Annotated in this window: 15 protein-coding genes; 4 read left to right on the top strand and 11 right to left on the bottom strand. The window is 50.0% G+C overall.

Translation table 11 applies throughout. The annotated features are described in order from the left end of the window. Positions 1–84: 84 nt before the first annotated feature. Positions 85–1,479 carry a GntP family permease gene (locus GJJ30_RS01315; RefSeq protein WP_154172353.1) on the top strand — a complete coding sequence of 465 codons (1,395 nt, stop codon included), beginning with the start codon at positions 85–87 and terminating at the stop codon, positions 1,477–1,479. 88 nt (positions 1,480–1,567) lie between these two features. On the opposite strand, the gene GJJ30_RS01320 is transcribed toward GJJ30_RS01315, so the two are convergent. Continuing rightward, on the bottom strand, positions 1,568–2,260 hold the full coding sequence (locus GJJ30_RS01320; RefSeq protein WP_154172355.1) for an MIP family channel protein: 693 nt from the start codon (positions 2,258–2,260) through the stop codon (positions 1,568–1,570). 180 nt (positions 2,261–2,440) lie between these two features. Beyond that, complete coding sequence (locus tag GJJ30_RS01325; protein WP_154172357.1) at positions 2,441–3,124, bottom strand: 3-keto-disaccharide hydrolase; 684 nt, start codon at positions 3,122–3,124, stop codon at positions 2,441–2,443. A 124-nt stretch (positions 3,125–3,248) separates the two neighbouring features. Between GJJ30_RS01325 and GJJ30_RS01330 the strand changes: the two genes are divergently transcribed. After that, positions 3,249–3,530 (top strand): hypothetical protein, encoded by a 282-nt coding sequence (locus GJJ30_RS01330; RefSeq protein ID WP_154172359.1) that lies wholly within the window; start codon positions 3,249–3,251, stop codon positions 3,528–3,530. Between the two features lie 79 nt (positions 3,531–3,609). Here the strand turns inward: GJJ30_RS01330 and GJJ30_RS01335 are convergent, their stop codons facing one another. Further along, the gene (locus GJJ30_RS01335) at positions 3,610–5,400 is read right to left on the bottom strand and encodes a family 43 glycosylhydrolase (protein ID WP_229312886.1); all 1,791 of its coding nucleotides are present in this window, start codon (positions 5,398–5,400) and stop codon (positions 3,610–3,612) included. 532 nt (positions 5,401–5,932) lie between these two features. Here GJJ30_RS01335 and GJJ30_RS01340 point away from each other — a divergent pair. Further along, entirely contained in the window at positions 5,933–7,624 is a 1,692-nt protein-coding gene (locus GJJ30_RS01340) for an ATP-binding protein (protein ID WP_154172363.1), read from the top strand. Positions 7,625–7,637: 13 nt separating this feature from the next. Here the strand turns inward: GJJ30_RS01340 and GJJ30_RS01345 are convergent, their stop codons facing one another. The 8 genes from GJJ30_RS01345 to GJJ30_RS01380 all read right to left on the bottom strand — a co-directional run bounded on the left by GJJ30_RS01345 (position 7,638) and on the right by GJJ30_RS01380 (position 22,372). Further along, the gene (locus GJJ30_RS01345; RefSeq protein ID WP_154172365.1) at positions 7,638–10,196 is read right to left on the bottom strand and encodes a T9SS type A sorting domain-containing protein; all 2,559 of its coding nucleotides are present in this window, start codon (positions 10,194–10,196) and stop codon (positions 7,638–7,640) included. Between the two features lie 166 nt (positions 10,197–10,362). Further along, positions 10,363–12,435, bottom strand: a complete 2,073-nt coding sequence (locus GJJ30_RS01350; protein ID WP_154172367.1) for a sensor histidine kinase — start codon at positions 12,433–12,435, stop codon at positions 10,363–10,365. A 799-nt stretch (positions 12,436–13,234) separates the two neighbouring features. Next, the gene (locus GJJ30_RS01355) at positions 13,235–14,119 is read right to left on the bottom strand and encodes a T9SS type B sorting domain-containing protein (protein ID WP_170299093.1); all 885 of its coding nucleotides are present in this window, start codon (positions 14,117–14,119) and stop codon (positions 13,235–13,237) included. A 146-nt stretch (positions 14,120–14,265) separates the two neighbouring features. Next, complete coding sequence (locus tag GJJ30_RS01360; protein WP_154172371.1) at positions 14,266–14,835, bottom strand: hypothetical protein; 570 nt, start codon at positions 14,833–14,835, stop codon at positions 14,266–14,268. Between the two features lie 525 nt (positions 14,836–15,360). Continuing rightward, positions 15,361–18,093 (bottom strand): glycoside hydrolase family 78 protein, encoded by a 2,733-nt coding sequence (locus GJJ30_RS01365; RefSeq protein ID WP_154172373.1) that lies wholly within the window; start codon positions 18,091–18,093, stop codon positions 15,361–15,363. A 104-nt stretch (positions 18,094–18,197) separates the two neighbouring features. Beyond that, complete coding sequence (locus tag GJJ30_RS01370) at positions 18,198–18,494, bottom strand: Dabb family protein (protein WP_154172375.1); 297 nt, start codon at positions 18,492–18,494, stop codon at positions 18,198–18,200. A gap of 205 nt (positions 18,495–18,699) precedes the next feature. Then, positions 18,700–19,569 carry a TIM barrel protein gene (locus GJJ30_RS01375; protein ID WP_154172377.1) on the bottom strand — a complete coding sequence of 290 codons (870 nt, stop codon included), beginning with the start codon at positions 19,567–19,569 and terminating at the stop codon, positions 18,700–18,702. Positions 19,570–19,618: 49 nt separating this feature from the next. Next, positions 19,619–22,372, bottom strand: coding sequence for a PQQ-dependent sugar dehydrogenase (locus tag GJJ30_RS01380; RefSeq protein WP_154172379.1), 2,754 nt, complete (start codon positions 22,370–22,372; stop codon positions 19,619–19,621). Positions 22,373–22,467: 95 nt separating this feature from the next. On the opposite strand from GJJ30_RS01380, the gene GJJ30_RS01385 reads away from it, so the two are divergent. Beyond that, the gene (locus GJJ30_RS01385; protein ID WP_154172382.1) at positions 22,468–23,241 is read left to right on the top strand and encodes an NUDIX hydrolase; all 774 of its coding nucleotides are present in this window, start codon (positions 22,468–22,470) and stop codon (positions 23,239–23,241) included. Positions 23,242–23,249 lie beyond the last annotated feature (8 nt).

The following is a 23,249-nucleotide window of genomic DNA, read 5'->3' on the forward strand; positions in this document are numbered from 1 at the left end:
GCAACGTAGTTAGGTACAAAAAAAGGGCAGTAAAATACAAGGGTTTTATTCTTTGGTAGGGTGATACGTCAAGCAAACCCACCGATGGATGTCCTCCTTGTTTTACTGCCCTTGGCTTTTTTGATTTTTGTAGCCTACCGGGGATTTAACGTCATCTTGTTTGCGCCGGTTGCCGCTTTGCTGGCGGTATTACTAGCCGATCCGGCGCTGGTTCTGCCGTTTTTTTCGGGTGTTTTTCTCGATAAAATGGCCGGTTTTATCAAGCTCTATTTCCCGGTCTTTATGCTGGGGGCCGTTCTGGGAAAACTGATCGAAATGGCGGGGTACGCCAAATCCATTTCGGTGGCGGTTATCCGGTTGATTGGTAAAGACCGGGCCATTCTGGCGGTGGTGCTGGTCGGTGCTATTCTGAGTTACGGCGGAGTTTCCCTGTTTGTGGTCGTCTTTGCGGTTTATCCGTTTGCGGCCGAACTCTTCAAAGCCAGCGACATTCCCAAACGACTGATTCCGGCCACGATTGGCCTCGGCGCGTTCACGTTTACGATGGATGCGCTGCCGGGAACCCCTCAGATTCAGAACATTATTCCGACTACTTTTTTCAATACCGATGCCTGGGCCGCTCCGTGGCTGGGCGTTTCGGGCAGTATTTTCGTCCTTGCAATTGCTCTTTCTTATTTACAATGGCAACGAAATCTGGCGGTTAAACGGGGCGAAGGGTACGGAAAAAACCACATCAATGAACCGGAAAACCGGGATCAGAAGGCTTTACCTTCCATCTATCTGGCGGTTTTACCACTGCTTATCGTGACGGTTTTTAATAAAGTCTTTACGTGGGGCATTCCACAGGTCTACGGAAAAACGTTTGACTTTGCGAGCCTGGGGATGGACGCGATACCGGCCATCGACATTTCAAAACTGACCGCCGTCTGGGCCGTCGAAGGAGCGCTGATTTTGGGAATAATTACCGTGCTGGTTTTTGCATTTCGGGCGATAAAAACCGGTTTTACGACCGGACTGAATCTGGCCATTGGCGGTGCGTTGCTGGCGACATTAAATACGGCATCCGAATACGGTTTTGGGGCGGTTATCGCGGCTCTTCCCGGTTTTAAAGTGGTGAGCGCGGCAATTGCTTCGGCCTTTACAGATCCGCTGATCAACGAAGCCGTTACGACGACAACGCTCGCCGGCATTACCGGTTCGGGATCGGGCGGTTTGAGTATCAGCCTGGCCCTGATGGGTAAAACGTATCTGGAACAGGCCACCCAACTCGGAATCGACCCGGAAGTGCTGCACCGCGTGGCGGCAATGGCCTGTGGCGGTATGGATTCGCTGCCGCACAACGGCGCCCTCATCACGTTGCTGGCCGTCACCGGTTTAACGCACCGACAAGCTTATAAAGACATTTTTATCCTGACGCTCGTCAAAACCGCAGCGGTCTTTTTTGTCATTGCACTCTATTATTTGTTCGGGCTGGTCTAGAAACAGGAAGAAGGGAAAAACGAAATAAGGGAAAAAAGGCGAGGCAACTCCTTCTCTCCTTTACATCCCTTTTCCCTTCTTGCCTTTCTTAATTTTCAAAAACGCTCTTATGGACTAATGCGGCCACCACACCACCAACGATGGGAGCTACAATGAACAACCACAATTGTTTCATGGCCAAACCGCCCGCAAAAATCGCCGGGCCAAAGCTTCGCGCCGGATTGACGGACGTTCCCGTGACCGGAATTGCCACCAAATGGATCAGAACCAGCGTCAAACCAATGGCCAGACCGGCCATTGTGCCATTGCCAAAGCGGGATGTCGTGTTGAAAATAACCGTTAAAAACAGGAAGGTCATCACGGCTTCGGTAATAAAAGCGGCAGTCGTATTATAAGCCCCGAGGTAACCCGGCCCCCAGCCGTTGGAGCCCAGTGCCCATTCGCCCAGCGTAAAACCGGGGGCACCATCTTTAATCAGATACAGAACGCCCACGCCCAGCGTAGCACCGATAAACTGGGCAATAATGTAGGAAACAGCGTCACCGGTTTTTATTTTTCCTGCCACCAGCATTGAAATGGTGATGGCCGGGTTGATGTGACAGCCCGAAATTGGCCCGATGGCGTACGCCATTACCACCACTGCCAGCCCGAAAGCAAATGAAATTCCCAAAAGACCGATTCCGGCGGGACCAGTAGAAGAAATGCCGGAAATGGTGGCGGCCCCGCATCCAAAAAGAACCAGCGAAAAGGTGCCGACGAGTTCGGCCAACGGCTTTTTCATACGAAAGTTTCGAGTTTAAGAGAAAGGATTATTTTAGTTTCTCTTTTGACCTTGAAACCCGTATAAAGTCACAGAAGAAAAAGGAATGATAAATATTAAATGATGAATGGTGAATGTAAAAGTGTCGGACTAGAAAAACTTTTACATTCACCATTCATCATTTTACATTTATTATTCCCTTTATTTCAGTTCTTTAATCTTCATATTCTTGAAGTAAATCGGAGCACCGGCGTGTTTGCCCTGGAAGCCGACATAGCCTTCGTTCGGTAATTCGGCCCAGGGTTTGTTAAGCCAGTTCGGGATGGTCGAACCGTCGGGGTTGTTTTTGCCGGACGTCCACAGGCTCATGTCGATCTGGTTGACCAGCTGTCCGTTGAGCAAAACCGTAACGTTTTTTCCCTGACATGTGATCGTGTAGCGGTTCCACTCGCCCGCCGACTTAACGACTTTGGGCAAAATAGCGGGTTTATGACCAAAAAACGCTCCGCACTGCCACGAAGCCGGAGCTTTGGACCACTGATCGCTGTAGTCGTCGGCAATCTGAATTTCCACCGAGTTCGGAATAAAATTGGCGGTATCGCTGCAATAGACGAAAACCCCGCTGTTGGTACCCGGCGCGTTTTTAAATTCGAGGTCCAGAATGAAGTTTTTATACGTTTTTTTCGTCCAGATCGGAATGTCCTGCGTGGCCGTCAGCACGCCGTTCTCGACACTCCAGATGCCTTTCGGAAAACCGGCATCGGACAAATCAGCGGCAAAAAGCGGTTTCCAGTCTTTACCGGACGTATCGGGATGTTTCTGGGCAGTTTGGGCAAACGTCAGACCAGTCAGTAAGCAGCAGATCAACAGGAGAATTTTGTTCATGGGTCAATTGGTTACAAAATAGATTAGTCCCCCGAAGTTGCCGGTCTTTTTCGAAAAAGAAAAGTTTTATTAAACCATCCGGCGGTACGGGTGTTTACTATTGACCAATCAACGTTCGAAAAACATGGATAAGGCACAGAAATTTGAGTTAATGAATAAAGTCGTTCGTGAACTGGAAGACCTCCAAAACAGCCAGACGGCGCTGATCACCAAAATCAGTCAGATCGAGGTCGACAACATGAACGGTCTGAACGATTCCTTTCTGGAAAAACAACTGGACGATATGCACGCTAAAATTGCGGACAATGTCGATACCATCAATACTATTTTCAGTCACTTTGAAGGCACCCGCGACGATTTTGCGAAAGCAAACAACCTGGGGGCAGAAGCCGAAGAATCAGTATAGAAAGCAATAAATAAAAGAGGTGAGACAAGAGAAGTGAGAAAAACTTAAAGATATTCTCACTTCTCTTGTCTCACCTCTTTTATCTATTTACTACCTCGCTCACCGCCGAAACGCCGTTTTCGTTGAAACTTTCAATCGCGAAATAATACGGCACTCCGACGTTCAAGGCTCGCAATTCCAGCTTATTCGGCTGATCGTTCCAGATCTGATACGTTTGATACAGCTTATCCTTGGCGATGCCCCACAAAATATTGTACCCCACGGCGCCGGGGACTTTCTCCCACGAAATATCGGCATTCCGCTGGTCTTTTTGCCGCACCACGGCCAGCTTGGCGGGCGTCGCCGGGGCTTTTCCCAACCCGTTGCCAAACACCCGAAAACCGTTGATCGCAACGTACGGCCCGGCGGTATAGACGTGCTCATACCGCACATACCGGGCGCGAACCGGCGCAGGCAGTTCAACGTAGGCACAGGCCCGGTCGCGTTTGGGTTGTTCGGTCAGGTCCGCAATTTTAGTCCACTTTTTTCCGTCTCTTGACGCATACAGCCGGAACTGCGTATAAACCGTAGAGTCACTGTCGAAAACCGTATTCTTGTGATCCACATAATTAACCTGCACCGCCCGAACATCGTGCTCGGCACCGAGATCGGAAGTCAGGGTTTCGCCCGGTTTGTTTTTCGTCGGGACCCAAAACGTACGCGGATTTTCATCCACGGCCAGTTCGGCACGCAACGTATCCAGTGTCGACGAAGCCGTGACCGGTTTTTTGTAATTCAGCAACATCCAGCCGGTAAACAGTTCGTTACTGTTCGTCCACTTTTTCGTGGTCAGGTGGTGCGGAAAATCGCCGAAACGCGTGTTGGCATATAGCTGATCGTCTTTGTCGAAACCGGCGGGATGCATCACAATCCGCCGTTCCATGCCCCAGACGATGCCCAGCCAGGTGGTACCGGTATTCCAGTAATTCCCGAAATGATCCTGAAACGTATTGCCATGACCGGTACCGGTGGCGTAACCGCCCGGTTTGTAGGCAATGGGGTTGTAAGGGGCGTATTCAAACGGCCCCAGGGGATCTTTTCCGACGTAGGTTCCGTTGGCGTACACGTTGTATTCGGTGCCCGGTGCCCCGTATTGGAGGTAGTATTTGCCGTTGTATTTAGTCATCCAGGCACCTTCCGTAAAGGGTTTGATCGGATCGGAATGGTTCGGCCCGAAGCGTTCCCAGCCATGTTGCCACGGATCGAGCCAGAACATCGGCTGATAGGCTTTCGACGGTTCGGGATTCAGGTAGGTCAACCGGCGACGGTGATCGAGTTCGGCACCAAAAATGGGGTACACGTTCGAAGAACCCCAGTACATGAACCACCGGTCGGTATCGGGATCATGAAAAAGTGCCGGGTCCCAGGGGCCGATGTCTTTGGGCAGGCGCGGAAGCCAGCGGTTGTAAAACTTCAATTTGCCCTTTTCCGGCTCGGTCGAATAAAAAATCGGCCGTTGCTCAAACGTTGACTGGAACAAAAACAGCGTATCGTGCACCGACAAAGCCGCCGGAGCGCACATGTCTTCCATCGGCCATTTATCGGGCACTACGTACTGCCAACTGACCAGATCCTTTGATTTCCACCAGCCACCCGATATGGTTACAAACAGGAAATACTCACCTTTGTGGTTGATAATCACCGGGTCGGCGCCGGAACGGTAGGAAATCCGCTCGTTCAACTGCTCAAAATTATACCGATAGCTGATGTCCATCGGATTGCAGTACGTCCGCTGCTGAGCCAACACGGACGGTATTCCGAACCAGGCGAGGCAAATCCACAGCGTATTGATCAGCACGGTTTTTTTCATGACATTTTCTTTCGCTTCCATTTCATCCAATCCTGCTGTCTTTGTTCTTGGACCCGGTTTGCGTTAGCCAAAACAGTCCCAAGGGGACAAAGTCTTTGCAGGCAGAATGCTAAAACAAATTGAGTTCCAAAGGAACGACATCTCGTTCATAAGGCTGGCGGGTCAGATGTCGTTCCTCCGGAACTCTAAAAGCAAACCGCTTCTTACTGAATAGCCAATCTGGTAATATTATCTTATTAGTTAGTAATAAAAGAACAAAAAAAAATACCAACTGAAGAATATTTAAAAAAAGCCCTCCAAGCTTAATACATTAATTATCAGACTATAATCTCACCTATATATTTACTCAAAAATGAAACAAAAGCAATAAATCAAGGGTTTTAACAGACAAAACGATTAACTTTTGGTGCTTTTATACGCACGTTTTTTGCCTGAAGTATCAAAATGGTTTCTTTGATTTTGTATTGTTTGTTCCTTGGCAACGGCACTTTAAAGGCCATCGTTTATTGAATGGACAATAGACTTCAGTGGTAGTAGCTGAACTGTCAACGTTATGTATAAACTGGCCGAATTTCCCTTAAACTATGAACAGGACCTGGTTTTGGTGCATAAACGTGCCCTAAAACTGGGTGAACTGGCCGGGCTTCCGCTGATGACCCGAACCACTTTTGCCACGGCAGTTTCTGAAGTTTCGCGCGATGCCCTGCAGTACGGTATCGACGCTTCCCTGACCCTGGGTATCACCCCGGAAATTGAGTCCAAGCGGTGTATTGTAGCTAAAATCAACGACCACGGACACCAAATTGCCAGACAAAAAAGCAAACGACTCGATTCGGCTACCCGGCTGGTCGATGATTTTAGAATTTCGAAATCCGGAAACGGATTGGAAGTTCGGTTGTATATCCGGTTTCCAGCCAGTCAATGCGTGAATGAGGACAACATTGAGCACTGGAAAAAACAATTTAATACCGAATCGACCGAATCGCCAAACGACGAAATCAAGCGTAAAAATAGTCAGTTGCAGGATCTGGCCGAGCGGTTTCGGACGAGCGAACGGCAATACCAGCTCTTGACGGATTCGCTTCCATTCCTGATTTTTACGGCTACTGCGGAGGGTAAAGTCCTGAATGCCAACAACTGGCTGAAAAAATATACCGGTGAGTCGGTGGCCCAGCTCAACAAAACCAAATGGGCAACGGTCATCCACGAAGATGATGCGGACGATTGGTGGAGTCACTGGGGCGCAACCGCTCCGGCCGGCAATACGTTTCGGACTGAGATCCGAATCAGAAATGCGGAAACCGGTGCGTATGCCTGGCATCAGGTGACGGCTACGGCCTTACGGGGCGAGAAAAATACGATTCTCTCCTGGAGTGTGGTCCTGATGGATACTAATGCCCAGAAAATGGTTGAACGCACTCTGAAAGACAATCAGGAGTTGATTGAGGCCAAACAGAAACTGGAGCAATCCCAGCACGAACTGAAATTGAATATCGGTGAATTGAATCGCAGCAATCAGGAACTGGCCGAATTTGCGTACGTAGCTTCCCACGATTTGCAGGAGCCACTGCGGAAAATTCAGTCGTTCGGCTCCTTGCTCGTTGAGCAATTTACCCATGAATTAAGTCCACCCGCGCAGGACCTGGTTCATCGGATGCACGTTGCCGCCGAACGGATGCACGTGCTGATCAAGGATTTACTGACGTATTCCCGGCTGAACACGCATCATCAACCTTTTAGCCTGGTCGACCTCAACGTCCTGCTCCAGGAAGTGCTGGAAGATCTGGAGATGACCATTCGCGAAAAAGAAGCCCGAATTGAGTTTAAATCATTGCCGAAGATCCAGGGGAACCCGGTACACCTGCGGCAAATGTTTCAGAACCTGCTCTCGAACGCGATGAAATTCATGTCCCCGGATCGAACACCACACATTCGGATTTTTGCCCAGGAAGTATCTATTTTCGAGATTCCCGCCCCCATGCGGCAGCGGGAGCCGTCGTATCTAGCCATTAGCATCGAAGACAACGGTATCGGTTTTGATGAACGCTACCACAATCGAATTTTTCAGCTTTTCCAGCGACTTCACAGCAAGGACCAGTATAGTGGCACGGGGATTGGGCTCACGATCTGCAAAAAAGTGGCCGAAATGCACGGTGGGACCATTGCGGCTCTTTCGCAACCGGGCCAGGGAACAACCTTTACGGTTTATTTACCTCAAAGTGTGGTGGTTACCGTTGAGAAATAAGCCCGTAAGGTCGCTAAAATTTAATAAAACACTGACTGACCGGATCGCCCTGATCGGGTTGAACAACCAGCAGATACGGGCCAATGGGAAACCGCTGTACATCCAGTCGGGCTTCCGTAGAATGGGTTTGCGTGTCCAGAAGCAAAGCCCCGGCAATCGAATAGACCTTCAGGCGCCCTCCCGCAGTGGACATTTGCACGTGTAATTCGGTAACAACCGGGTTAGGGTATATTTTCACGAGATCCTGCGACTGTTCGTTGCCATCAGAAAGGCAGGACGCTGTCGCCACTGATGCGTGGTTTACCCGGTCCAGGGCTACATCGCTCACATCCCCCGAATTGGTCAGACGATGATTACAAACCAGGGTGTTGTAACTGCCGCTGTTCAAGTACAGGCCGTGGTCGCAGTTGATCGCCGTGTTGTTCTCGAAAATGCTTCCCAAAATTACCGGAATCTGCTCGTCCACGTAATTCGCCGTCGGGTGATATTCCAGGTAATTCAAATACCCTTCCGGAAAATTCGCATCCACCACCGCGGGCACGTTCGGCACTCCCCCCCGCACTGTGTTGCCCCGGACTTCCAGCCCCACTACCGAGGTTCCAAACGTCTTTGCCTCCCGGTGTTGAACGGAATGTACGCCAATGAAAACGCCGTTGCTCCCGTCTGTATTCAACACCGAATTGCCAATAATCTGGTTGTTATACATCGGGATAAACTGCTGACGGCCATTGTATTGCTGCTGAATCGGCGTCAAATCGATCGAACCGCTGTTGGTCAAGGTATTGTTGACCACCGCCACATCCGCCGTCGCGTTGTGGTAAAACGTGATACCCCGGCGGTTTCCCTCCAGCCGGTTGCCCGACACCAGCCAGTTGCGCGAACCCCAGTTGAAAATCGCGTAATGACTTCCTGCGCCCGGAATCACATCCCAGGCCCGGTCCAGTTCCAGCGTTTTACCGCTCCGGCGGGTAATGCTGCGCCACTGGCCCATGCCCTTTCCGCTGACGATGGCTACGACCGGCAACCGCCGAAAACCGCCCCAGTTTTTGTTCTGGTCTTCCAGCGTAGTAGCCGAGGCTCCGGTGACGGTTCCAGCTTCTTCGTCAATACGATCGCTCGCTCCGCCCTCGCTGATGATGGTTTCGCCGTCGTTGCTATTTTGGGCCGGACCGTTGATAACCTTGAATTCGTTGTTGAGAATGGCCAGATTCTGCGTAAAATTGACAATCAGCACGTGGTGAATAGTCGTGGTCGGGTAGCGGGCCGAACCGTCGCGATACACCCGGTTATTTTCAAAAACCCCCTCATGCGTTTCGTTCAGATTCAACCCATCGACGGCATACGTGAAAGTATTGTCCCGAATCACGAAATTACTGCACCCGTTCAACTGAAGTGGGCCGTGGTAATTAAAATTATTGTCGACGCCCTGGTTAATGTCGGTATTGGCAATAACGAGTTTCTCGCTATTGGCCAGCCACAGCCAGTCGCTGCGGTTGAGGTCGAACCGCACCCGCTGCAGAAAAATCTCCGTGCCCTGTCCCCGGCTGCTGTTGAGCAAAGGGCTACCGGTTTCGTCCACGTTCAGGAAAGATAAATCGGCCAGCCCAGCCTGCCGAACCGTTGGCCAGTCAAGCCCGATGTGCGCCACATTCGTTTCGTAACCAAACTTGATGATCGTCTGGTCTTTCCCCGCTCCCTGAATCACCACCCGGTTACGCATTTGCAGGTATTCAAAGTTCGGATGAAGCAGTTTATACGTACCGGCGGGCAGATAAACGATGCCGCCCCCATCGGCTGCCGCCCGTTCGATGGCTTGTTGAATAGCGGGCCGATCGTTGGCCTGACCGTTTCCGACGGCTTTTAGGTTCAGACGGGGATCGGTTTTGACGTTGTATACATTATTATAGAAGTCGAGTTTGGTTGCCCAGCCCACTCCCAGCTGGAAAAAATCCGCTCTGGGCGAGGTGGCCGTGAGTATCAGTCCCATCGTGGTCGCGTTCGTCGCACCAGCCAGACCGTTGGTCAGTTGCACGTTATAGTTCCGCCCAAATGGCAACGTGCTGGGAAGTTTTAAACTAAGTTGGTAGGCATTGCTTTTACTGGAATCAACCGAAGCTTCAAAGACGGCAGCGGAACTCTGATCGACCAGCCGCACGCGGGGCATCACGCCGGGAAACTGCAGATTACGGCCAAAAATGCGCACCGAGCCGCCGGGGATAACCTCGGGCGAATCGAAATGCATGCCTTTGGCCTGGTTGACAAAAACGCTGGGGCTTCGTTGGCCCTGATCCTCCACCCAGATTTCGTAGAGTTCCCGATTGAGTTTAGCCGGAATCTGCACGGTCGCGTGGTTGGCGCTCTGCACCAGAATGGGCAGGGCTAAAGGGGTAGTAGCGGTTCCGGAAAGCAGGAACGCTTTGACCGTGGCGCCGAAGTTCCCCTGCAGGCTGACGGCTTCGCCGGGTTGCGCCGTAGGGCTGGCATTAAAAATAACGGTTTGGGCAAAGGCCGTTTGAAAACCGCTATAACTTCCAAGCAGAATGAATAATAGAACGAGTAAACGGTGGGTCATTGAACAAAAAGATTTGCATCTCACATCGCGCGTGTAACGAATTCCATTGGCAGGCAAATTCTTGAAGTTCTAACCACCCGAACTACCTGAATTTACCCGCTTCTGTAAAAGTACACATACGCGACCACAAAATGCTGAGAATCTTGCACGTACTACCCACGGTTTTTTACGTTAGAGGCAATTCGATGTAAAAAGTGGTTCCCCGGTTTTCTTCACTTTCAAACCAAAGTTTACCCTTATGGGCTTCGATGATCTGGCGGGAAATGGCAAGCCCCATACCGAACGGTTTTTCGTTCCAGGTTCCGGGCCGTTGCGCTTCGGTGAACAGCTCAAAAATGCTATCCTGCAAGTCTGCACTGATGCCAATTCCCTGGTCTTTTATGGATATCTGAACGAGATCAGCCAGCTTTTTCATCCGAATCGTGATCGTGGTTTTGGGCTGACTGAACTTGATGGCATTGGTGAGAATATTGCTAACAACCTGCCAGATTTTCTGGCGATCTACAAAAAGATGAATGATTTCCGTTTTAAGATCAATCGATTGCTTCTTTTCAATGGCTTTCAACGTCAGCATCGCAACACAGGACGTTAAGAGTTCCTGCAATTCGACCAATTCTTTTTTATTGAGCTTAACCGTTCCTTGCAGCAGGCTGTCGATCAGACTAAGGGAGTTCGCCGAAGACGACTTGATCATTTCCAGAAAAAACCGTGGTTTACTGGTTTTTGTTTGCTCATCCAGCAGCAGATCGGCGGCCATGCTGATAGCCCCAATCGGCGCCCGCAGATCATGCGCAACAACCTGCAGCAAGCGCGTATTTTCCTGCTGACTTCGTTCCAGTACAGTTAAGGTAAGTTGAAGCTGAGCATTTTGACTGGTAATCTGCTGATTCAAAGCCGCCAGCTCACGCAGGTTTTTGCGGGTTTTCCGCCAGCTATACCCAATCAAAAAGGCAATGACGACGGCCATAACTGTAATTGTAACCGTTCCCAGCAAATAAAAGCGGTTCAGTTCTTCTTTTTTATTTAACAGCTCAAGTTCATGTACATTCTCCATTTTCTGTAAAGCCTGATCCAAACGCGCAAAATTCCGTTGAGAATTTTCCGCTGAATCTTTCATTGCCATATAGTCCTTCAGGTATTTCTGTGATTTACCGATCTGGTTTACTTTTTCCCAATATTGCCATTCCAGATTATACCAGCGTAACTCAGCATCCGGATGAGTTAAAGTGTCGAGCGAAATCCGCAGATCCTGAAGCACTTTATGAGCTTTTTCCAGTTGATTATCAATCAAATAAATTTCAGAAAGCGTGGCCTGAGAAAACTGAGCATCTCGGTTGGCACGTCCTTTCTGGCTATTAATCAGTATACTCTCCTTCGCCAGGAATTCCGCCTGTTTAAAGTCTTTTTTCTTCTTATAAACAACCGCCAGATTGCCTAAAATTACTCCTCTGGCTACCGATATATAATCTCGTCTATTAGCATATTTTTTTTCATTTAATCGAATAAAATGCAGAGCCTGATTGTAAAAATACATCGCAATATCGGTTTTATCCAACGCCGAATAACATAAAGCGATATTACACAAATAACCTTGCGGATTCGCAAACATATCGTCAAATCCTGATGTCTCTGTACATTTTATAACTTCATCATAGGCATGTTTATACAATGTAGCCGCCGAGGTATAATCTCTTTCCGAATATTTTATATTTGCCATTCGAGAAGTAAATTGACTATTCAAGCAGCTATCTACAGCTTCCTCTACCAACATTTTTCCCCGGTGTAAATAACTAAATGCCTCATCGTACTTTTTTTGATGATACAAGGCCTCTGCTCGTAATAAATGAAGACGAGCATACTCTTTTTTATATTTCTTCTTGTTATCACCTCGATCAATTAGATAAAACATACTGTCGACATAGCTCTCACATTTATCGAAATTAGACTTATAATAAGTCGATTCATAGAGCCCTCTCAAATAATCATATTTACTAAATAAATCCCGAAAACCGGCTTCCGGAAAATGAGCATAAGCAGAGTTCATAAACTGCTTCGCCCCCTCATTTCCATATATCTTTTTTACAGCATCTGCCTGGCGGATCAAACTATCAACTTTATCCGGGTGATTAACATCTTTGACCAAGTCTTGATCGCAGGAAATGGCATTAATCAGGAGAGATAGTATTATTAATTTTATGTTATAGAATGAATTAATTTTGTTTTTCTTAATTGGATACATGGAATTATATTCTAATCATAAAAAGTTAAAAATTTCATCTTACTATTCGGGCAATAAACTTCAAAAAACCACGATTATGTTAAAATTTAAAATCATTCATCATTACAAATAATCTCCTAAAATAAAAACACCACTGTTACTCCCTGTACATTCGTTAAAAAATGTTCCATTTCAACAAAGCCACTTTCGACTGAAAATGACAGGTGCTACTAAGGCGGTTTTACAAGACGCCGATTCACCAAACCGTATGGTAGAGATGCGTTTGAGAATGATCTCGATTTATTCTCAAAGTACGGATATATAAACATGACAATCCTGTCAAAACACTGAGGTAATCCCGCCATAACGCAGAAAACAGAAAGTTTTGTGAAGCAATTTAACAGGCAGAAACCAGAAGAGGGTCTGATGAGAGACTTACGACGGAGATTATCGCAAGTGATCACAATTCAATGATATCGGAGTTAAAATCTCTTGTTAGCTTACTCAGCTACTAACGATCATTCGAGTGGTTTCGGTTTGATGACGAATCTTCAGCGCCATCCCGGGCGGATAACCGATAGTCCTAAACGTTCGATCAGTATGGTTTTTATTCGTATTTGGCAGCGGTTTTTCGTTGTTCAATCTGGTCGGGAAGCCAATCCAAATGTGAATGATGAAAGAATCAGTAAGCAAAATAAAAAGCAATCAAGTGGACTACCCTTATCGCGGCATCCTTGATTGCTTTTATTTTTAATTTAATTGATGAGGTAACTTTAAGCGGTATTCAGTCAACTATCCTCAATTATAATAGAAATATGGCTTAACGTGAAAGAGTAAATGAACGGGTAAATTTCCGACCATCGCTCAGCCGAATGCTATAGAAGTAGGTTCCGGTTGGTAAATTTTTATTGTTATCACGGCCATCCCAATCATTCTGATAGTTTTTCACTTCGTAAATCACTGTACCATTGCGATCGAATATAGTTATTTCTGCAGTTAGCTTACCTAAATTTCGAACTATAAATTTATCATTCAGACCATCACCATTCGGCGAAAAACCTTCTGGTATTACCAGTTCACCTTCCGATTCCGGATTTGTTCCAGTGCACAGTTCAGCCAACGATTTGATAGTCAGATTTTCAAATACACCGCCAGCTTTTGCGACATATGTATCATAATCAAATTCGGTCGTATTTTTCTTTAAAACTATTTCACTAAGCCCAGTTACGGGAAAAGATTTGTCATCATTCCATTCAATAACCGTCCCGGTTTTCGACTTTAAATCAACCAAATCAAACTGCAGCGTGGCAACCGAAAGCCAACTTGTTCCTACCGATGCGGCATTATGTTCCGAACCACTATAAATAATATTGAGCGAAACGATTCCTTTGGTTGCCCGTTCGGCAGACCCATTTAGCGATAAAGGATTGTAATTAAGGCTGGGATTCGACCCTGTGCTGGTAAAATTGACCTGATCAACGATGGCCGGATTTTTAATAAGCTGGGCGTCGTACGAAAAACGAAAATTAGCGTTTCCCATCAGAAATGAACTACTTTCATCGTGCGCTTTTACCTCAACGGCGACGAGCAATTTCTGACTGGAACAATCCACTTTTTTAAGTTGTAAACGCACATCGAAACGACCATTTTGAGCTTTGGCAATGAGTGTCGAACAAACCGCTAATAGAAAAAGAAACCGTTTCATATTCATTGATTTTGTTAAATCCTGGTCAATAGTCAGATTCGAATAAACAGCGGGCCAACATGAACCGTTGGCCCGCTGTTTTCCTTAATGTGGTACTTTAGAATAGCGACCGTTATTCTTTTTCCACAACACGCTATCGGAGAAGTTCACATCCGCATCCATGTTGAAGTCACCATACTTGTACTGATCGAAAATACCGCTTTCGTCCTTCCACAATTTGGAAAATCGGCGGGTTTATCGGTGTGCCATACAATCGGAAAGCAGTTATTCTGAATTAACTGGGTATTGACAATGTTGAACTGAATCGTCGTGGTCGTGATCCAGTTGGTTCCGACGAGTGCCGCACCGGTTCCTGAACCGCCATACGTGGTGTTCAGCGAAACCGTGCCTTTCGTGGGGCCGAAGGTGCTGCCGTTCAGATTCTGAACGCCGTAACGCGCATCACTGGCGGGCGCCTGACTGGAAAAATTTTCCTGCGTCAGAATGGTGGGGTTATTGATGATTCGCGGGTCGTAGTCGAACCGGTAATTGGCATCACCCATGAGAAACGTGCTGTCAGCGCTACTGGCTTTCACCTGCACGTTGATCACAGCTTTTCCGGTGTTGCAATCAATGGTTTTAACTAAAAAGCGGACGTGGAACCTTCCATGCTGCGCAAACGAAGTGCTTACCAAAAACAGGAGAAGACCCACCAGGAGGTAGAATTTTTTTTTCATATTCATCAACGACTTACTGCTACAATTGCTATAACCCCAACTTGACTTACAACTCGCTTAACCCCTCCAAAATGAGTCCTGACGCATTTCTGGATGTCCGTTACGCGCGACTTTGTTTATGTAGACTGCTGATCCCAAAAAAAGTCACACTCGATTGGAAACTAAGAGTTGAAGAAGAAAAAACCGGGGCTAAAAAGTGCGGATTACGACCGGTGGGTGACCCTTTCGGTCCGGTTTGGCGAGAGGAAAAACCAAAAAAATCCCCGGTGAGCGATCGAGTAGTAAATCGAATGCGGGTACTTTATTACTGCAGATACCAGGCCGACTCCCGACAGGTTGGCGCAGGGTGTTCCTGTTCAACAAAGCTGGCTACCATCTCTATTATAAAAGCCCGGACCATCCATCCGGGCTCTTTCACGCCTGATCCATCCACGACCGCCCGCGCATTGCCCAACCTGGTTGAACGGAGGAAAACGGAAGAAATAAATGTACAATACGCCAGCGGAAAGAACTTCCGGGCAAGCGTTACTTCCCGACCGGCGCACTGAACCGGTATTTGCCGGAACCGACTTTCAACACGACATACGCGCCTTCCGTCCCCGACACCTGCACCCCTTTGACCGACGCCAGCGCAGCCCCGCTTTCAGTAACGACATCGGCGCTGGTTGCCGGAACGTACACCGCTGCGGTGGTATTGGCCGGGATTTCGATCGTCAGCAGCAGTTGATCCCCTTCCCGTTTCCAGCCCGACGCAACTTTTCCGTACATCGACTCAAACGTGGCTTCCGCCGAGCTCAGCCCACCGCCGGGGTGCGGTTTGATGATCGTTTTTTTATACCCGGCCTCCTGTTCGTCGGTGTCCAGCCCGGCCACATCGCGGTAGAGCCAGTCGCCGACTGCCCCGTAGGCATAGTGGTTGAACGAGGTCATGCCGGGGTCCTGGAACGTGCTGTCCGGTTTCTGCGAATCCCAGCGTTCCCAAATTGTGGTGGCTCCCATTTTTACCGGAAACAGCCACGACGGATACGTATCCTGCAGGAGGAGTTTATAGGCCACGTCGGTTTTGCCGAACCGGGTCAGAACGGGGGTCAGAAAAGGTGTCCCTAAAAAACCGGTGGTGAGGTGGTAGTTGTAACTTTTGATGTTGGCTTCCAGCCGGTCGACGGCCTGTTGCCGCCGGTTTTCGGGCAACATATCGAACTGCAACGCCAGAATGTAAGCGGTTTGCGTTTCGGAAATCAACCGGCCCGAAGCCGTCATGTATTCCTGCTGAAAGGCGGTTTTTACACGTTGCAGCAGGTTTTCGTAGTCATTCACGTCATCGGTTTTCCCCAGCAGCTTCGCCGATTTGATCATCAGGCCGATGGAATACGCGTAGAAACACTGCGCCACCATATAATTATCGGTGATCGCCGATTTCTGCCCAACCATGCCTTTGGAGTCATCGACGCGGTAGGAAAGCCAGTCGGCAAATTGAAATCCGGTATTCCAGAGGTCATTTTTAGCCTCATTCCGCATGTAACCAAGGTAAGCTTTCATGCTCGGATACTGGGTTTCCACGATTCGTTTATCGCCGTAGACCACGTACATATTCCAGGGAATGATGATGCCCGCGTCGGACCAGCCAGCCGCACCGACGGGTCGGCCGAAGAAAGTACCTTTCAGAATGTCCGGAATCACAAACGGAATGGCACCGTTGTCGTATTGCTCGGCCGCAACGTCTTTGAGCCATTTGGCAAAAAAGTTGTTGACGTTGAAATTGTAGGCCGCCGTTCGGGAAAAAACTTCGGCGTCGCCGGTCCAGCCCAGCCGCTCATCGCGCTGCGGGCAATCCGTCGGCACGTCCAGGAAATTCCCTTTTTGCCCCCACTGAATATTTTTCTGCAACTGATTGACCAGCGGATTCGAACTGGTAAATGTGCCCGTCGGCTTCATGTCCGAATACAGCGCGATAGCCGTAAAATCCGCCGGATTCAGCGGGCCGCTGATGCCTTCGACCCGAACAAACCGAAAACCGTGGAAGGTGAAATGCGGCTCAAACGACTCGCGGCCCTGCCCCATTATAATATAGGTGTCCTGAGCCTTGGCGTTGCGCAGGTTGTCGAAATACAGATTCCCGAACTTGTCGAGCACCTCGACGTGCGACAGCACGATTTTGTCCCCGGCTTTTCCCGACACGGTCATGTTGACCCAGCCCACCAGATTCTGCCCGAAATCCAGCACCTGCTCGCCTTTGGGCGTCGTCAGGACCCGGATCGGTTTGAAGGTTTCGTGCTTCCGGATCGGTTCGTGATTGGCCGCAAAGACAGTGGTTTTGGTGAAATCCTTCACGACGGCGGCCGACCATCCGGCCTCATTAAAGTCGGCCGATGCCCAACCGGTTTTTTCCAGCCGGGCGTCGTATATCTCTCCATCGTAGATTTCCGACATTAGGATGGGCCCCAATGCCACTTTCCACGAACCGTCCGAACCGATTTTTTCACTACTGCCGTCGGCATAATGGATCACCAGTTGAAACAGCAGAGCGGTTTCGGTGCCGTAGGTCTGGGTTTTCTTTTCCCAGCCCAGTTCGCCCCGGTACCAGCCATTGCCAACCCGCACGCCGACAGCATTTTTGCCGCTTTGGAGGTGCTTCGTCACATCGAACGTCTGGTACAATAACCGCTTGTTGTAGGCCGTCCAGCCCGGCGTCAGGTAGGCATCGCCCACCCGTTTTCCGTTGATGTACGCTTCGTAAACGCCTTTTGCGGTGATGAAGGCCGTGGCCGATTCGATCTTTTTAGTGGTCGAAAACTGCTTCCGGAACTGGGGAACAATGCCGTAAGCTGTATCGGCTTTCAGTCCCGACGAAATCCACTGCGCCGAAAACTCCTGCGCCGGATTGAGCAAACCCATCTGCCAGTTTGCCGGTGCCGACCAGGCCGACTGGTTGCCCTGATTGTCCCACACCCGAACCTGCCACGAATACCGCTTCCCCGATTGCAGCGATTTTCCGGCATACAGCACGTGAACCGACGTTTCCGCCAGTATTTTCGACGAATTCCAGACGCTGTTTTTCCCTTCTTTGACCTGAATCTCGTAGGCGGTTTGTTTCACCTCCCGCTTATCGGAAGTCAACGCCCAACTGAAACGCGGTTTTTCCACATCCAGCCCGACGGGACTGGTCTGGTTTTCGGTGCGCAGGTTGGTCACGCTGAGTTGCGCCCATGCGGTCAGGCTCAGCAGGAAGAAAGCGCTGAAAAACGACGTTTTTTTCATGAGAATAGAGATAAATAATCCGGCTAATTCAGTCTTTTTGGGCAAAAACCGGTATGGCAAATAACGCAACGAACAGGCTCAGCAGGAATCGGATTTTCACGATTTTATCCGGGGTAAGGCGTGTAATCGATTTCCAGAAACTCCGCGACTTCGTTGACCCAAAACCGCTGCACAAACTGAACATGGTCAGGATGGTTGTTGTAGTGATCGTACACTGCCGGATTGGCGAACTCCATCGACAGGCCAAAATCGTACGGATTTTTCGAGCTGACCTGCTTCAGGCATTCGAAGTTTTCGACCCCGGCAATTGCACTCAGTTTGCGGGCTTCATGCAAAAAATGCTGTTCTTCCGCCGAACCGGCGGGGTGTTTCAGTTTGAAAACAACGGTATGACAGATCATAAAGCGGTTAAAGATTGATTCACTCCCAAATTAAAGGGGAGAAGCGGTTATAGGGAAGTTTCTGGTCGCGTAGCGACCGAACAAATTGGGGAGGTGTTCGGACTCTACGCGACCAGGTGGAATGCGTATCCAAGATCTTTCTACAAACATTGAGTCGCTATGCGACCGGAAACCGCTCCAAAATCAAGGAATCTCTAACAAAGCCTCAACCCCAGCTTGCTTTCTGGATGTTGTCGATGCTGATTTTGATGCTTTCCAGCGGGGGGCGCTTGCAGACGTCCTGCTCCACAAAATAGTGCTTCATTCCGGCCTCACTGGCTTTGGCAAAGATGGCGGCAAAGTCAATCGAACCCGTCCCGACTTCGGCAAATTCCTTTTCCGGCGTTTTGGCCATGTCCTTGACGTGCCAGAGCGGGAAACGACCCGGGTATTTGGCAAAATAATCGGTCGGATTCTGACCGGTTTTGCTGATCCAGTACAAATCCATTTCCATCTGGACAGTCGTATTTTTCAGAATCAGTTCATACGGCATCTGGTCGTCCACACGCTCGTTGAACTCAAAATCGTGGTTGTGGTACCCCAGCGTCATCCCGGCTTTTTTCACCACTTCCTGTCCTTTCCCCAGCAGATCGACCAGTTGTTTGTAATCGTCCGGCTTGCGTTCGTCGGGAAACAAAAAGGCAATAATCACGTATTCCTGCCCGATGGCGGCCGCATCATCCACCACCCGTTGCCAGTTGCTGGTGAGTCCGTCCATGCCTTTCACCTGCGCCGAACGCGCCGTCAGGGTGTGACCGCTGGGGGCTTTCAGGCCGTTATCTTTCAGAATTTTCAGGTATTCCGCCGGGGTTTTCCCGAAAAATTTCCCGCCGTTGTACCCAAAATTTTCGACTTCCTTATACCCCAGCTTGGCAACCTGCGCCAGGATGGGTTCAATTCCCTCTTTCTGAATCTGCTCCCGAAGTGTATAGAGTTGAAGACCAACGGGTTTAACTTTTGCCGCACAGGCATTTACTCCAAGCACCGAGAGCGCCCCGAGTCCTAACGAGGTTCCAAGAAAGTTTCTGCGATTCATGTTTATCTGGTTTGTTGTAATGGATGATCTAAAACAAATTGTAGCTGAGTTACGGAATAAACTGCACGGTTACCGGAACAAAAAGCATCCCCTTGGCAACTTTATCATTTTTAAAAACAAAATACAGATCGTGCGCTCCGCTGGTTGGCGTCAGTTTCGCCTTTACCATCTCAGCCTTAAACATCGCGGCCCCGGCATGTTCCCTGGCGGGAACAATCTCGTCGGTTTGCGCCACCAACGGACCCGTCGGCGAATCCAGCCGAACCTCGATTCGCCCGCCCACCGGGCTAATCTGCGACGGCGTGCTGACGGCAAAGGCCAGCTCCCGAATGCCCGTCAGGTCAAGCTGGTTGAATTTCACGTACGTATCCGACGCCTGAACAATGACGTTGGGATACGGCTGAGCGCCCATTTTAAACAGCATGATGTTCTTCGACTGGCTGTCGGCCGCGCCCATTGCCACGGTCGGATTGCGGAGCGACAGCACGGTTTCGGTCGTTTGCGCCGGTAATCCATTCGCGCCTTTATCGGTGTACGACGCCCGGAACACCAGGTTTCCTTTGGCCTGCTCATCGAGGGCGTATGTGCCCTGAATCGGCAGGGTCGGGCGGACGGTTTTCTGGTTCGACAGCGTCAGAATGTATTTCACCATTTCACCGACATCGGCCGGAGACAGTTGCGGGTGCGCCGTCATGATCGCATCGCCCCAAACGCCCCCGCCCCCTTTGATAATCTTGTTCGACAGGCTCGCTACGGCATTCGCATCGCCTTTGTACTTCCGGGCCACCTCCACAAATGCCGGGCCGACCGATTTTTTATCGACGAAATGACACGCCTTGCAATCGCTTTTTTCCATAAGACTTTGTCCGGTGGATAAATACTCAGCTTCGGCGTATTTATGACCGGATTCGGCCGGGGCCGCGCCTTCGTCCTGATAAGCCGCCCGAACCGCCACCTGTTGGGGCAAAATGCGGCCATTCGCCAGGCTGCCATCTTCTTTGTCTGAAACCGTCACCTGGTAATCAATCGGTTGCCCGGAAAAATAAAAACTCCGGTTGCCTTTTGTCAGCAACGAAACCTGCGGGGGCTGGTTGCCCGCCATAATCCCGATTTCCCGGGTTTCTTTCAGTCCTTTGGCGTCGGTCACGGACAAAACCGCCTTGTACTGACCCGGTTTTCTGAAGGTAAAAACCGGATTCGCTTCGTTGAGCACGACCGGCTGACCACCGGTTTTCGGACTGATTTTCCACTGATACGTGAGCGGATCACCGTCGGCGTCCTGCGTTCCGGCCGACGATAAATGCACCGTCAGCGGCACCGCACCGGCTTTCTGATCGACGGTGGCCTGCACGGCCGGTTTGCGGTTGCCGCCGTTGTATTCGATCCGCACCAGCCGGGAATCGTCATTCTGGGTGAACCAGCCCGTCCCGTATTCCAGCACGTACAGATCGCCGTTGGGGCCAAACGCCATATCGATCGGGTGGCTCAGCGGCAGGTCAGGCAAAAACCGCTCGATGTTGGTCATATCACCTTTTTCGTCGAACGAAACCGTCAGCATCATGTCCCGCATCCACTCGAACAGGAACAGTTTACCGTTGTAATAGTCGGGAAAAGGTCGTTTCGCGTTCGGAAAATCGGACTTGTAATAAACCGGTCCGGCCATCGCGCTGCGACCACCGCTGCCCATGATCGGAAACTTTTTGCTTTCGGAGGCCGGATACGAAATCAACGCCGGTTGGGCCGCCGGTAAGTCCCGCAAACCGGTGTTGTTCGGCGATTCGTTGACCGGATGCGCCGGATCGAAAACCGGTCCGGATTTGTTGGTGGCGAAATCCACCTCGTTGTAGGCTTTGTTGGCACCCACAAAATAGGGCCAGCCGAAATTTCCCGGCTTTTTGGCCTGATTGTATTCATCCTCGGCCGTTGGTCCGACATTGACCGAATCGACACCGGCGTCGGGCCCTACATCGCCCCAATACAAATAACCGGTGTGTTTATCGACCGAAATCCGGTACGGGTTGCGGTGGCCCATCGTGTAAATTTCGGGGCGCGTTTTCGGAGTTCCTTTCGGGAAAAGGTTGCCGTCGGGAATGGTGTACGAACCGTCGGCTTCGGGATGGATGCGGAGCACTTTACCCCGCAGATCGTTGGTATTTCCGGAGGATTTCTGGGCATCCCAGGGGCCGCGGCCCGGCCGCTCGTCGATGGGGGCGTAAAGCGTTGCGCGCGGGCTGGTGTTGTCGCCCGTCGACAGATACAGATTACCATCGCGGTCCCAGTCGATGGAGCCGCCCGTGTGGCAGCACTGTTCGCGCTGGGTGATCACCTCCAGCAATACCTTTTTCGACGCCAGCACCAGTTCATCCCCGCGCAGTTCGTACCGCGTCAGAATATTCTTATCGACTCCGGGTTCGGAATAAAAAAGGTAAATCCAATGATTCTGATTAAACTTCGGGTCCAGATTAAGTCCCAGCAAACCGTCTTCCGCTTCCGTTTCAACGCCTTCCTTGTCCTTGTATTTGGTACTGACCGGAATGGTCGCAATCGTTTTGAGCTGCTTCGTCGCGGGCGTATATAGGCGAACCGCCCCGTGCCGTTCGATGAACAAAACCCGCTCATCGGGCAAAACCGCCATTTCCATCGGCTCATTCAGTTTTTCAGCCAGCACCACTTTGGTAAAGCGATTGGGTTCGGGAGCTTCTCCGCCAAAAGTCCGCAGGGGCCGTGCCGAATACGCCCACAATCCAATCGCGCCCACGCCCAAACTTAAAACCAGAACGGTTGATTTTAGTGAAGAAATCATTGGTTTCTGCTATTAATGCGTATTTTTAACACAATGATACAGTATTTTTTCATTGTGTCTATCTTACACACTATAAATAATTTAATTTTTTCAGCATGGAGTCCAGAAAAGAGGCTGATTTACTGACCAAATGGGATGGCAGCGCGTTTGTCCCCCACGTTTCGATTGATCTCGTCATTTTCGGTTTCCACGACGGCCAGTTGAAAGTGCTGCTGCTGCACTGGCGAACGGGAACGGACTGGCTCCTGCCGAGCGGTTTTATTCACCACGACGAAAACATGGACGACGCGGCCCACCGGAGTTTGCAGGAGCGCACCGGTTTGCAGGCGGTTTTTCTGCAGCAGTTCCACACCTTCGGCGAAGCCGTTCGGTTCAAGCATTTTACGAAACAGGAAACGATGATCCGGCTCGGTTTTCCGGGCGATATTGACGAACCGCTGTTCCGGCGGCACGTCTCGATCGGGTATTATGCGCTGGTGGAATTTTCGGAGGTGGTGCCCACGCCCGACCAGTTTACGGACGAATGCCGCTGGTGGGACGTTGATGAGGTACCGCCCCTGCTGTTCGATCACAACGACATGATCAAACTGGCGCTGAAAACGCTCCGGCGGCAGCTCAGCTACCAGCCCATCGGCTACAATTTATTGCCCGAAAAATTCACGATGCCCGAGTTACAGCGGTTGTACGAAACCATTCTGGGCCAGCCCCTCGACCGCCGGAATTTCCAGAAACGGGTGTTAGGCTACGATATTCTGGAACGATTGGAAGAACGAAAAACCGGTGGCGCCCACAAAGCCCCGTACCTGTACCGCTTCGATAAAGCCAGGTATGAGAAAGTCCTGGAAGATGGAATGAGTTTTGTAGGCTGAGGTAGCGT

It is taken from the genome of Larkinella terrae (assembly GCF_009668025.1).
GTDB lineage: Bacteria > Bacteroidota > Bacteroidia > Cytophagales > Spirosomataceae > Larkinella > Larkinella terrae.

Coding starts and splice junctions, on each gene's coding strand:
- GJJ30_RS01315 (WP_154172353.1), top strand. CDS start 85: ATGGATGTCCTCCTTGTTTTACTGCCCTTGGCTTTTTTGATTTTTGTA.
- GJJ30_RS01320 (WP_154172355.1), bottom strand. CDS start 2,260: ATGAAAAAGCCGTTGGCCGAACTCGTCGGCACCTTTTCGCTGGTTCTT.
- GJJ30_RS01325 (WP_154172357.1), bottom strand. CDS start 3,124: ATGAACAAAATTCTCCTGTTGATCTGCTGCTTACTGACTGGTCTGACG.
- GJJ30_RS01330 (WP_154172359.1), top strand. CDS start 3,249: ATGGATAAGGCACAGAAATTTGAGTTAATGAATAAAGTCGTTCGTGAA.
- GJJ30_RS01335 (WP_229312886.1), bottom strand. CDS start 5,400: ATGGAAGCGAAAGAAAATGTCATGAAAAAAACCGTGCTGATCAATACG.
- GJJ30_RS01340 (WP_154172363.1), top strand. CDS start 5,933: ATGTATAAACTGGCCGAATTTCCCTTAAACTATGAACAGGACCTGGTT.
- GJJ30_RS01345 (WP_154172365.1), bottom strand. CDS start 10,196: ATGACCCACCGTTTACTCGTTCTATTATTCATTCTGCTTGGAAGTTAT.
- GJJ30_RS01350 (WP_154172367.1), bottom strand. CDS start 12,435: ATGTATCCAATTAAGAAAAACAAAATTAATTCATTCTATAACATAAAA.
- GJJ30_RS01355 (WP_170299093.1), bottom strand. CDS start 14,119: ATGAAACGGTTTCTTTTTCTATTAGCGGTTTGTTCGACACTCATTGCC.
- GJJ30_RS01360 (WP_154172371.1), bottom strand. CDS start 14,835: ATGAAAAAAAAATTCTACCTCCTGGTGGGTCTTCTCCTGTTTTTGGTA.
- GJJ30_RS01365 (WP_154172373.1), bottom strand. CDS start 18,093: ATGAAAAAAACGTCGTTTTTCAGCGCTTTCTTCCTGCTGAGCCTGACC.
- GJJ30_RS01370 (WP_154172375.1), bottom strand. CDS start 18,494: ATGATCTGTCATACCGTTGTTTTCAAACTGAAACACCCCGCCGGTTCG.
- GJJ30_RS01375 (WP_154172377.1), bottom strand. CDS start 19,569: ATGAATCGCAGAAACTTTCTTGGAACCTCGTTAGGACTCGGGGCGCTC.
- GJJ30_RS01380 (WP_154172379.1), bottom strand. CDS start 22,372: ATGATTTCTTCACTAAAATCAACCGTTCTGGTTTTAAGTTTGGGCGTG.
- GJJ30_RS01385 (WP_154172382.1), top strand. CDS start 22,468: ATGGAGTCCAGAAAAGAGGCTGATTTACTGACCAAATGGGATGGCAGC.